The organism is Candidatus Erwinia dacicola, assembly GCF_001756855.1.
Classification (GTDB): domain Bacteria; phylum Pseudomonadota; class Gammaproteobacteria; order Enterobacterales; family Enterobacteriaceae; genus Erwinia; species Erwinia dacicola.
This window is the reverse complement of sequence record NZ_MAYS01000009.1, coordinates 1-11,406: the sequence shown is the minus strand read 5'-3', so window position 1 is coordinate 11,406 and position 11,406 is coordinate 1. Positions and strand designations below refer to the sequence as shown.

The following is an 11,406-nucleotide window of genomic DNA, read 5'->3' as shown; positions in this document are numbered from 1 at the left end:
AAATTCCACGGTTGATCAACACAGATAAAGCCCCGACGTATGGGCGGGCGCTGGCATTGCTGAAGCGGGAAGGTAAATGTCCGCAGCATGTGCATCACCGGCAGATACAGTACCGGAATAATATAATTGAGTGCGATCATGGCAAACTGAAACGGATAATCAACGCCACGCTGGGCTTCAAATCAATGAAGACGGCTTACGCCACAATCAAAGGCATTGAAGTGATGCGGGCGCTACGGAAAGGTCAGGCAGAATCATTTTATTTGGGGCATCCCCTAGGCGAGATGCGTCTGGTGAGCAGAGTCTTTGAAAGATAAGACCTTTCAATAACACGAAAGGCTAACTCATCAATATCTTTGCAACAGTGCCTTTCTGCTAGCATCGTTTTTGCGTGACGCCTGCGGGTGAGTTACAGCAACTGAACTGATATATGATGTCGCGTTTTTTTCTGCCGGAGACTCAGGTGAGCGACAATAACGACGAATTCTGGATACGCCATGCGCTGACGCTGGCCCAACGCGCCTGGGATGAAGGGGAAGTACCGGTTGGCGCGGTGCTGGTTCACCAAGGACGGGTAATTGGCGAGGGCTGGAACCGGCCGATTGGCCACCATGATCCGACAGCACATGCGGAGATCATGGCGATCCGTCAGGGCGGCAAAGTGATTGAGAACTACCGCCTGATTGATACCACGCTGTACGTGACGCTGGAGCCATGCGTGATGTGTGCCGGCGCGATGGTGCATGGCCGCGTCGGGCGGCTGGTGTTTGGCACCCGCGATGCTAAAACGGGCGCGACCGGTTCACTGATGGACGTGCTGGGGCATCCGGGCATGAACCATCAGGTGCAGATTGAACAGGGGATTTTAGCCGAAGAGTGTGCGGCGCTGCTCAGCGATTTCTTCCGTAAGCGCCGGGCGCAGAAAAAAAACGAGCGGCAACAACGTTCAGAATTGTAGGGGGCGGGCATGCCCTACCCGTTATTTAATTCATCGCAATTTTCGGATCGACCACCGGATAACCCTAGCCTAGCCGGGCTTCCATCGCCGTCTGCTGTGCCAGCTTGCGATCCTGATCCTGCAAATATCCCACTAGGCTTATCTGATACTTACGGATATTTTTAACATAAGCATAGGCCTCATAACCACGCGCATAGCCGTAGTTAGTCTGGCATCCGCCTCACGCTGCATACACCAAGTGACCGGTTCCTCATCAGTGATATCAAACGCCACGGCCAGCTGGGGATGAACACGCTGCATCATGACAATGGTGACCGAATCGCCCACCTTATCAGCGGAGAATTTATGGTGCTGACGTGCAGCACTATTCCCCGCGATTTTATCTGCGCAGTACGGTCTGTGGACCCGCCGTGCTAGGGGATCGAGGGCCGCAGTGCAAGCGTAAGCAACACCGTGATTAGCCCGATTAGCAGATAGTTTAATTTAAGGCGTTTCAAATAGTTATCTCTCGGTGGCTCTCAGACATCTGTCTTTTATGGCAGTATTTATTGTCTATAATTTATCGTGAGCGTGGAGCATTCTACGCAACTCCGCGCTGCTCCGCAACTGAATTCAACCTGATTTGTGTGTTTTTCAGCCAATTCTGCACGGCGATTAATTCTGCGCAAACGGTTTCGTAACGGATGGGGATTCTCTACAATGTGGTGGCGCCCGTTTTCCCTGTTGCGCCCAATGAAGCGTCGCCCGGCGCTTCGACACAAGAGATTTTTAATGATGGAAATTCTGCGTGGTTCGCCCGCTCTGTCGGCATTTCGTATTAACAAACTGCTGACTCGCTTTCAGGACGCTCATCTGCCAGTGAGTGATATTTACGCCGAGTACGTCCATTTCGCCGATGTCAGTGCGCCGCTGAGCGAGGATAAGAAGTCCCTCCTGCAACGTCTGCTGAAATACGGTCCCTCTCTCGCTGAGCATACCCCGGAAGGCCGGCTGCTGCTGGTGACCCCGCGTCCCGGCACGATTTCGCCATGGTCTTCGAAAGCGACTGACATTGCCTACAACTGCGATATGCCGCAGGTGCTGCGCCTTGAGCGCGGCTTGGCCTTCTATGTGCAGGTGCCACAGCTGACGGAAGCACAGTGGAGCCAGCTGGCATCGCTGCTACACGACCGCATGATGGAGTGTGTGTTTACCGACACCGCACAGGCTGAAGCCCTGTTCGCCCACCATCGGCCTGCGCCGCTGCACAGCGTCGATGTGCTGGGTGAAGGACGTAATGCGCTAGTGCAGGTCAATCTCAAGCTGGGCTTGGCGCTGGCCGATGACGAGATCGACTACCTGCTAGCAGCGTTTAAAAAGCTGGGGCGCAACCCGAACGATATTGAGCTGTATATGTTTGCTCAGGCTAACTCTGAGCACTGCCGCCATAAAATTTTCAATGCCGACTGGGTGATTGACGGCGCGGCGCAGCCGAAGTCGTTGTTCAAGATGATCAAAAATACCTTTGAGAAAACCCCGGACCACGTTCTGTCAGCTTACAAAGACAATGCCGCGGTAATGGAAGGTTCTCAGGTTGGACGCTTCTACGCCGACCAGCAGGGCAACTATGACTTCCATCAGGAAGAGGCACATATCCTGATGAAGGTCGAAACCCACAACCACCCGACGGCGATCTCCCCGTGGCCGGGTGCCGCGACCGGTTCCGGTGGTGAAATTCGTGATGAAGGCGCAACGGGGCGCGGCGCGAAGCCGAAAGCCGGTCTGGTGGGCTTCTCGGTCTCTAACCTGCGCATTCCGGGCTTTGAGCAACCGTGGGAAGAAGACTTCGGCAAGCCAGACCGTATCGTTACCGCGCTGGATATCATGACCGAAGGCCCACTGGGCGGCGCGTCATTTAACAACGAATTCGGTCGCCCAGCGCTGAACGGCTACTTCCGTACCTATGAAGAGCGCGTCAACAGCCACAACGGCGAAGAGCTGCGCGGCTACCACAAGCCGATCATGCTGGCGGGCGGCATCGGTAACATCCGTGCTGACCACGTGCAGAAAGGCAAAATCACCGTTGGCGCCAAACTGATTGTGCTGGGTGGCCCGGCGATGAATATCGGTCTGGGCGGCGGTGCCGCTTCATCAATGGCCTCCGGCCAGTCTGATGCCGACCTCGATTTCGCCTCCGTACAGCGCGACAACCCGGAAATGGAGCGTCGTTGCCAAGAGGTGATCGACCGCTGCTGGCAGCTGGGCGAAGAGAACCGAATCCTGTTTATCCACGACGTTGGCGCGGGCGGCTTGTCCAACGCCATGCCTGAGCTGGTCAGCGATGGCGAGCGTGGCGGACGCTTCAACCTGCGTGATATCCTCGACGATGAGCCGGGGATGAGCCCGCTGGAAGTGTGGTGTAACGAGTCGCAGGAGCGCTATGTGCTTGCCGTGGCTCCGGAAAGCCTAGCGTTATTTGATGCGCTGTGCAAACGCGAACGCGCGCCATACGCGGTAATCGGTGAAGCCACCGAAGAGATGCACCTCTCGCTGGTTGATAGCCATTTCGACAACACGCCGATTGATATGCCGCTCGACGTGCTGCTGGGTAAAACCCCGAAAATGACCCGCGATGTCACCACGTTGAAAGCCAAAGGCAATGCGCTGGTGCGTGATGATATCAGCATTGCCGACGCGGTAAATCGCGTGCTGCACCTGCCAACCGTGGCGGAAAAGACCTTCCTGATCACCATCGGAGACCGCTCAGTTACCGGCATGGTGGCGCGTGACCAGATGGTTGGCCCGTGGCAGATCCCGGTTGCCAACTGTGCGGTGACCACAGCCAGCTTCGATAGCTATTACGGTGAATCGATGGCGCTGGGCGAACGCGCTCCGGTTGCGCTGCTCGACTTCGCCGCCTCCGGTCGTCTGGCTGTGGGCGAAGCGCTGACCAACATCGCCGCGTCGCAGATTGGTCCGCTGACGCGTATCAAACTGTCGGCAAACTGGATGGCTGCAGCCGGTCACCCGGGTGAAGATGCCGGTTTGTATAAGGCGGTGAAAGCGGTCGGTGAAGAGCTGTGTCCGGCGCTGGGGATTACTATCCCGGTAGGTAAAGACTCGATGTCAATGAAAACTCGCTGGCAGCAGGACACCGAGCAGCGTGAGATGACCTCGCCGTTGTCGCTGGTGATTACCGCCTTTGCCCGCGTGGAAGATGTACGTAAAACCGTCACACCGCAGCTGAAAACCGTGGATAACGCCCTGCTACTGATTGACCTCGGCAAAGGGATCAACGCGCTGGGTGCCACCGCGCTGTCTCAAGTTTACCGTCAGCTGGGCGATAAGCCTGCCGACGTGCGTGACGCGCAGCAGCTGGCCGGTTTCTACCACGCCATTCAGGCGCTGGTGGCGGAGGGCAAACTGCTGGCTTACCATGACCGTTCCGACGGTGGCCTGTTGGTGACACTGGCCGAGATGGCCTTTACCGGTCACTGCGGCGTGGCAGCCGATATTGCCACGCTGGGCAGAGACAGCCTAGCCGCACTGTTTAACGAAGAGCTGGGTGCCGTGATTCAGGTCGCCGCTGCCGATCTCGCCGCGGTTGAGCAGGTGTTTGCGGCACACGACCTAGCGGAGTGCGTCCACGTGCTGGGCAAGGCGGTAGAAGGCGACCGCTTCACCATTATTTCCAGTGACTCTGTGGTGTACAGCGAAAGCCGTACCACGCTGCGTACCTGGTGGGCAGAAACTACCTGGCAGATGCAGCGCCTGCGTGATAACCCGAGCTGTGCCGATCAGGAACACGACACGAAGAAAGATGATCGCGATCCTGGCCTGAACGTGTCGCTGACCTTTAAGCCGCAGGAAGATATCGCTGCACCGTACATTGCTACCGGTGCGCGCCCGAAAGTTGCAGTGCTGCGCGAGCAGGGCGTTAACTCCCACGTTGAGATGGCAGCTGCCTTCCACCGCGCGGGCTTTGATGCGGTTGACGTGCATATGAGCGACTTGCTCGCTGGTCGTCGTGGCTTTGATGACGTGCAGGTGCTGGTTGCCTGTGGCGGCTTCTCCTACGGCGATGTACTGGGCGCGGGTGAAGGCTGGGCGAAGTCGATTCTGTTCAATGCGTGCGTGCGTGACGAGTTCGAAACCTTCTTCCATCGTCCGCAGACCATGGCGCTGGGCGTGTGTAACGGTTGCCAAATGATGTCCAACCTGCGCGAACTGATCCCGGGTAGCGAAGAGTGGCCGCGCTTTGTGCGTAACCAGTCCGAGCGCTTTGAAGCGCGCTTCAGCCTAGTCGAAGTGGCTGCCAGCCCGTCACTGCTGCTCGACGGCATGGTTGGCTCCCGTATGCCAATCGCGGTCTCGCACGGAGAAGGCTTCGTAGAAGTGCGTGATGAAGCGCACCTCGGTCAGCTGGAGCATAAAGGTCTGGTAGTGCTGCGCTTCGTGGATAACTTCGGCAAGGTGACCCAGCAGTATCCGGCGAACCCGAACGGCTCACCGAACGGCATTACTGCGGTGACCAACGAAAGCGGCCGCGTGACCATCATGATGCCGCACCCGGAGCGCGTCTTCCGCACCGTCAGCAACTCTTGGCATCCGGCAGAGTGGGGCGAGGACAGCCCTTGGATGCGTATCTTCCGCAATGCGCGTAAGCAGCTGGGCTAGGCCTGAGTTAATGCGCTAATTAAAAAACCGGTCTTTGGCAGACCGGTTTTTTTCGCTTCCGTTATGCCCATTGTCGTCCCTGTTGCAATTTCACGACAAATCAATCCCTGAAATGTTGTTAAAAGGTGACACATAACTGATTGATTTACCTATGTACCTTCGGTTTATCTGATTTATATCGTTAAATGCAGACAGTTTTGCAGACCGATTGGTCAGAAAGCAAGCTCTTGAGGCTGGCGATAATCGTAAAAAGTGCCGTTTTATAAGGGGTTAACATGCTTATTGCAATATTGGCACAGCAATTGCTGCACTCTAGTGCAGTGGCTCATTCACTTGGTTATAAAAGCCCTGCGCAAGCGGCGGGCTCATAACATCCAGAATGACGCACGATACGGTGCCTGCCGTCCGCCCCACCGATAATCGTTCACCCTGACGTTATCAAGCATCGGACGTAACGTTGAGTTAGGCACCACCCTTCAGATGACCGGTTCTTTGAACCGGTCATCGTCATTTCTGGCGTAGCACTTTCATCCCATCGCACTCTCCGTTAGCATAACGCTACCTTATGCAAAGAGAATCTTCCGTGAAGAGATGGAGTCTGTTTCCCTGCTCTCTGCGCCAGCTGGTGCTGATGACCCTCCTGCTGTTGCTGGTTTGGCAGACCTGGGAAAGCCTGTCGGCGCTCAGCGAACGTGCGGCGGACACTAACCGCACGACGCTAACTGACGTACGCCGCAGCGAGGCGATGGCGCGCACCGCGCTGGAGCTGGAGCGCAGCTATCGTCAGTACTGCGTGCTTGATGACCCGATGCTGGCTCGCCTGTATCAGACGCAGCGCAGTCGCTATTCCCAGATGCTGGATGCCCATGCGCCGGTGCTGCCGGATATGCGTACCTACCAGAATCTGCGCCAGAATCTTACCCAGCTCAGCCAGATCAAATGCCTCAACAGTAGCCCGATAAAAGCCGCAGGCGATGTGCTGGAGTCATTCTCCGCCGCTAACGGTCAGCTGGTGAAAACCACGCGAGAGGTGGTGTTCTCCCGTGGCCTGCAGCTGCAGCGCGAAATTGCCGATCGCGCCCAGTATTTTGGCTGGCAGGCTTTAATCCTGTTCCTGCTCAGCCTCGGTCTGGTCCTGCTGTTTACCCGCATGATTATCGGCTTGATGAAGGTCGAGCTCATGATTAACCGCCTAGGAGAGGGGTGCCCGCTCGGGCAAAGCCTGACGTTTAAGGGGCCGCGTGAAATTCGCTCTCTGGCCCAGCGCATTCTCTGGCTGAGCGAGCGACTGGCGTGGCTGGAGTCGCAGCGCCATGAGTTCCTGCGCTATATCTCCCACGAGCTGAAAACCCCGCTAGCCAGCATGCGTGAGGGCACGGAACTGCTGGCCGATGAGGTGGCCGGCCCGCTGACCACCGACCAGCTGGTTTCCACCCACAGTCTGACGGCGCGAGCTAAGCTGATTGATACGGCGATTGATCTGCAGGCAGGGAGCTGCCGCGCAGAGCCAACATTGTTACTGCGCGCCATCGATAATCTTTACTCCAATGCGTTACACTACGGCGCAGAATTAGGAAAGATCTGGATCCGCAGCCGCCAGCAGGGCAACCGCGTCTCCATTGAGGTGGCGAACACCGGCACCTCAATCCCGCAGGCCGAACGGGTAATGATTTTTGAGCTGTTCTTCCAGGGCAACCTGCAGCGTAAAGGCGGAGTAAAAGGCAGCGGGCTGGGGCTGAGTATCGCTAAGGACTGCGTACGTCAGCTGGATGGCGATTTACAGCTGGTCGACAGCGATGAGGCTGATGTCTGCTTCCGCATTGAATTGAATACCACCGCCGGGAGGAAACACTAATGCGCTTAACTCTTTTTTCTGCCAGCGTTCGACAAAGCCTAGGCAGAATGTTTCTGGCAGCACTGCTTGGGCTGAGCCTAGCTAGCTGTAGCCAGACCGCGCCGCCAACCATGATTAAAGGTCTTCCCAGCCATCTCAGCGAACCTGAGAGCAAAATTGTCGATTTTCAACAGGTGAACTGTGAGCACATTTGGTCTTACGTCGATGTCACGGCGGTCAATAACCCGCTCTACTGGCTGCGTGCGGTGGACTGCGCGGTGTGCCTCTCTCCGGCTGATGCCCGCGCGCAAGCCAAATGCTGGCCGGGCGACAGCTGGCACGCCGCCTTCAAACAGGCCGTTTTGCTGAGCAACGGCAATATAACGCCGCTCGAGCGCCACGATTATCTTCAGCGGCTGGACAGCTACAGCTACGATGATCCCTCTGCAATCCGTCCGCTGCTGATGCTGTGGCGCGAAGGGCAGGGTTCATTACTGCACCTGTCGTAGGAGCGCTCGCGCTATGCCAGCCTGCAGGAGAGCAGCGATGCCCAGCTGGACGCGCTGCGCCAGCAGCAGATGGCCGTCAATAAAGAGCTAGCGGTCACGCGACGCAATCAGGAGACCCTGAGAGACACCGAACGTAAACTGTCAGCCCGCCGTTTGCCGGATGCGGACGACAGCACTCCGGCGGATATCAAATCAGAGGATGATGCCAACCCATGATAAAAAAATTGACCCGCCTGCTGCTGGTGGATGATGACTCCAGTCTGCTGAAACTGCTGGGGATGCGCCTCAGCAGCGAAGGCCTTAGCGTGACCACCGCGGAAAGCGGACCGGAAGCGCTGCGGGTGCTCAACCGAAAAAAAATCGATCTGGTAATAAGCGACCTGCGTATGGATGAGATGGACGGCATGGCGCTGTTTGTTGAAATCCAGAAGCTGCAGCCGGGCATGCCGGTGATTATCCTCACCGCGCACGGTTCGATCCCGGATGCGGTCGCCGCGACCCAGCAGGGCGTTTTCGGCTTCCTGACTAAGCCTGTCGATCGCGATGTGCTGTATAAAGCCATTGATGAGACGCTGGCACACCACGCGCCGGTCAGTGATGAAGCGTGGCGCGAAACCATCGTCACCCGTAGCTCGCTGATGCTGCGCCTGCTGGGGCAGGCACGCATGGTGGCGCAGTCGGACGTCAGCGTATTGATTAACGGCCAGAGCGGTACCGGGAAGGAAGTGCTGGCGCAGGCTATTCATGCTGCCAGTCCGCGCGCGGCTAAAGCGTTTATTGCCATTAACTGCGGCGCGCTGCCGGAGCAGCTGCTGGAGTCAGAGCTGTTTGGTCATGCCAAAGGTGCCTTTACCGGTGCTGTGAGCAGCCGCGAAGGGCTGTTCCAAGCCGCCGAGGGCGGTACGCTGTTCCTAGACGAGATTGGCGATATGCCGCAGGCGCTGCAGGTCAAGCTGCTGCGCGTACTGCAGGAGCGAAAGGTGCGGCCGCTCGGCAGCAACCGCGATCTCGATATCAACGTGCGCATCATCTCCGCCACCCACCGTGACCTGCCGAAGGCGATGGAGAAGAAGGAGTTTCACGAAGATCTGTTCTATCGTCTTAACGTGGTGAATTTAAAAATTCCGGCGTTGCATGAGCGCGCGGAGGATATCCCTCTGCTGGCGAATCATCTGCTAAAGCAGTCGGCGGAGCGGCATAAACCGTTCGTGCGCAGCTTCTCAACCGACGCGATGCGCCGGTTGATTGCCGCCAGCTGGCCAGGCAACGTCAGGCAGCTGGTGAATGTAATTGAGCAGTGCGTAGCGCTGACCTCCGCCCCGGTGATTAGCGAAGCGCTGGTCGAGCAGGCACTGGCCGGAGAAAACACTGAGCTACCGACATTTGTGGAAGCTCGCAACCAGTTTGAACTGAATTATTTGCGTAAGCTGTTACAGATGACCAAAGGGAATGTCACCAACGCAGCACGCCTGGCCGGGCGCAACCGCACCGAGTTTTACAAGCTATTATCGCGTCACGAGCTGGATGCTGCCGATTTTAAAGAGTAATTTCAGTGCCGCTCCGCTGCCCAGTTATGGTAGTTTAGCTGCCTGAAAAGAGAGACGGACCGCGCAGCGTGACCTGTCCGGCAATATTAACTGTTCCCCGTCCCTGATGGAGGGGGAGAAAAGGGTCTGCCATGAAAAAGATTGATGCAATTATCAAGCCGTTCAAACTGGACGACGTGCGTGAAGCGCTGGCGGAAGTTGGCATCACCGGAATGACCGTGACCGAAGTGAAAGGCTTTGGTCGCCAGAAGGGCCACACTGAACTGTATCGTGGCGCTGAATATATGGTCGATTTTTTGCCGAAGGTGAAAATTGAGATCGTGATTGCCAATGATATCGTCGATACCTGCGTGGATACCATCATGCGTACCGCGCAGACCGGTAAGATTGGCGACGGCAAGATTTTCGTCTATGACGTGTCGCGCGTGGTGCGTATCCGCACCGGCGAAGAAGACGAAGAAGCGATCTAAGCATTAGCTTTTTCTATCGCTGAAATCGTTGAGGGACTGAGTATTCAGGCCCTTAAAATTATTAATATCTTATTTCTACCGCCTTTCCCCTTCCCGGTCTGACAATAAACTTCTGATGCTGATAATAGCCCGCCTGAGCCATAGGGCTGAGTAGACTAATTAAAAGGACTCTTTTATGGCTATTACCCGCCACAATTTTCTTAACAGAGTCGCTATTACTGTCACCGCCGGGCTGACCCCTTTGCAGATATTGCGCGCCTCTCCGTTGCAGGCAAACAAAACGCTCTATTACCCACCGGCGCTCAGCGGATTGCACGGCAACCATCCGGGCTCCTTTGAAAATGCCCACCAGCTGGGCCGTGATGGCGTCAGTTTCGACTTTGCTTCTCTGCCGGTCACCGCACCGAAGAGTTTGATCTGGTGGTGGGTGCCGGAATTAGCGGCCTGGCCGCCGCCTGTTTCTGGCAGCAGCTGCAGGATAAACCGCAGCAGATTTTGCAGATCGACAATCACGACGACTTCGGTGGCCATGCCAAGCGTAATGAGCTCAGCAGCAGTAACGGCACAATCTTTGGCTATGGCGGCAGTGAATCTTTCCAGTCCCCTCACTCAAACTTCAGTCCGGTGATGATGGGCCTGCTTTCAGGCCAGAGGACTCATTACCCGTCGCCTCAGTAACTCGAACCCGGCGCGCCCGTACATCTGCCGCTTCAGCATTTTCAGGCGATTAACGTGTCCTTCGACTACACCGTTACTCCATTTGCTGGTTATAGCTTCACATATTGCTGCTGCATTAGCTTCCATCCCGGTTGCAACACGCTGGAGCTCAACAGGACCGCTTTCGCTGACATCAGTGAACCATCTGTTTAGCTGTGGCTTGTTTTTTGTTTTCAGGATCCGGTAGAAGTCCAGTGCCAGTTGTTGTGCTATTTTCAGCTGCGGTTCTTTTTCACACATCAGCCCGATGAAGCGGGAGGCATAACTTTTTTCCCCTCTTATTATCCTCCAGGGCATCAACCAACGGCTCACACGCGAAGCGGACGGAAGACGGGCTGGCGCAGTAACAAGTGCGCTCCCACCTTTACGCCATCTGGCAACCTCATCCCTGACGGTGGTCTCGCTACCCGTGAAGCCCTTTGCCACCATTTCCTTCCATATCTGGCTGGCATTATGATTGCCGCGTTCGCGCCGTTCTTCCAGCCACCCACGCCTGTAGTGGCACACTGATACTGGCCACCTGATCGGAAGGTGATATTCTCACCTTCTCAACACCACAGGTGACCCAATGGCTAAACATTTCACGCCGGAATTTAAGCTCAAAGCGGCGAAGTTAGTTGTCGACCACGGCTATACCTACGTTAAGGCCGCAGAGGCTGTCGCTACCGATGTAAAACTGGCCCACCTGCCGATGTAAATCTGACCCACCCAGGGT

General features: G+C 56.4%; 7 protein-coding genes and 4 pseudogenes. 9 read left to right on the top strand and 2 right to left on the bottom strand.

What is annotated here, in order from left to right; all coding sequences use genetic code 11:
- Both BBW68_RS00220 and tadA read left to right on the top strand, forming a co-directional pair.
- Positions 1-317 (top strand): DDE-type integrase/transposase/recombinase (locus tag BBW68_RS00220; RefSeq protein WP_148127476.1); only part of this gene is annotated, 317 nt, incomplete at its 5' end.
- A 113-nt stretch (positions 318-430) separates the two neighbouring features.
- Positions 431-958 carry a tRNA adenosine(34) deaminase TadA gene (gene tadA / locus BBW68_RS00215; protein ID WP_209280418.1) on the top strand — a complete coding sequence of 176 codons (528 nt, stop codon included), beginning with the start codon at positions 431-433 and terminating at the stop codon, positions 956-958.
- A gap of 314 nt (positions 959-1,272) precedes the next feature.
- Here the strand turns inward: tadA and BBW68_RS20395 are convergent.
- Positions 1,273-1,455: pseudogene (locus BBW68_RS20395) on the bottom strand (membrane-bound lytic murein transglycosylase MltF); the annotation flags it as partial.
- Positions 1,456-1,729: 274 nt separating this feature from the next.
- Between BBW68_RS20395 and purL the strand changes: the two are divergent.
- The 6 genes and pseudogenes from purL to BBW68_RS15180 all read left to right on the top strand — a co-directional run.
- Entirely contained in the window at positions 1,730-5,614 is a 3,885-nt protein-coding gene (gene purL, locus BBW68_RS00210; RefSeq protein WP_070133516.1) for a phosphoribosylformylglycinamidine synthase, read from the top strand.
- 583 nt (positions 5,615-6,197) lie between these two features.
- Positions 6,198-7,469 carry a sensor histidine kinase gene (locus BBW68_RS00205; protein ID WP_102135735.1) on the top strand — a complete coding sequence of 424 codons (1,272 nt, stop codon included), beginning with the start codon at positions 6,198-6,200 and terminating at the stop codon, positions 7,467-7,469.
- A pseudogene (qseG, locus tag BBW68_RS00200) lies at positions 7,469-8,173 on the top strand (two-component system QseEF-associated lipoprotein QseG). Before BBW68_RS00205 ends, qseG begins: the two are co-directional and overlap by 1 nt.
- Complete coding sequence (gene glrR / locus BBW68_RS00195) at positions 8,170-9,504, top strand: two-component system response regulator GlrR (protein ID WP_070133514.1); 1,335 nt, start codon at positions 8,170-8,172, stop codon at positions 9,502-9,504. Before qseG ends, glrR begins: the two are co-directional and overlap by 4 nt.
- A 131-nt stretch (positions 9,505-9,635) precedes the next feature.
- Positions 9,636-9,974: a nitrogen regulatory protein P-II gene (gene glnB, locus BBW68_RS00190; RefSeq protein ID WP_070133513.1), complete on the top strand. Its 339-nt coding sequence runs from the start codon at positions 9,636-9,638 to the stop codon at positions 9,972-9,974.
- 175 nt (positions 9,975-10,149) lie between these two features.
- Positions 10,150-10,616 (top strand): annotated as a pseudogene (locus tag BBW68_RS15180) (NAD(P)-binding protein); the annotation flags it as partial.
- On the opposite strand, the pseudogene BBW68_RS00175 reads toward BBW68_RS15180, so the two are convergent.
- A pseudogene (locus BBW68_RS00175) lies at positions 10,617-11,183 on the bottom strand (transposase); the annotation flags it as partial. It abuts the pseudogene before it with no gap.
- Positions 11,184-11,259: 76 nt separating this feature from the next.
- Here BBW68_RS00175 and BBW68_RS18175 point away from each other — a divergent pair.
- Positions 11,260-11,388 (top strand): transposase, encoded by a 129-nt coding sequence (locus tag BBW68_RS18175; protein WP_148127475.1) that lies wholly within the window; start codon positions 11,260-11,262, stop codon positions 11,386-11,388.
- Positions 11,389-11,406 lie beyond the last annotated feature (18 nt).

What these genes read in the sequence shown, in the direction of transcription:
- glrR (WP_070133514.1), top strand. Translation starts at nt 8,170, where the DNA reads ATGATAAAAAAATTGACCCGCCTGCTGCTGGTGGATGATGACTCCAGT.
- BBW68_RS18175 (WP_148127475.1), top strand. Translation starts at nt 11,260, where the DNA reads ATGGCTAAACATTTCACGCCGGAATTTAAGCTCAAAGCGGCGAAGTTA.
- purL (WP_070133516.1), top strand. Translation starts at nt 1,730, where the DNA reads ATGATGGAAATTCTGCGTGGTTCGCCCGCTCTGTCGGCATTTCGTATT.
- tadA (WP_209280418.1), top strand. Translation starts at nt 431, where the DNA reads ATGATGTCGCGTTTTTTTCTGCCGGAGACTCAGGTGAGCGACAATAAC.
- glnB (WP_070133513.1), top strand. Translation starts at nt 9,636, where the DNA reads ATGAAAAAGATTGATGCAATTATCAAGCCGTTCAAACTGGACGACGTG.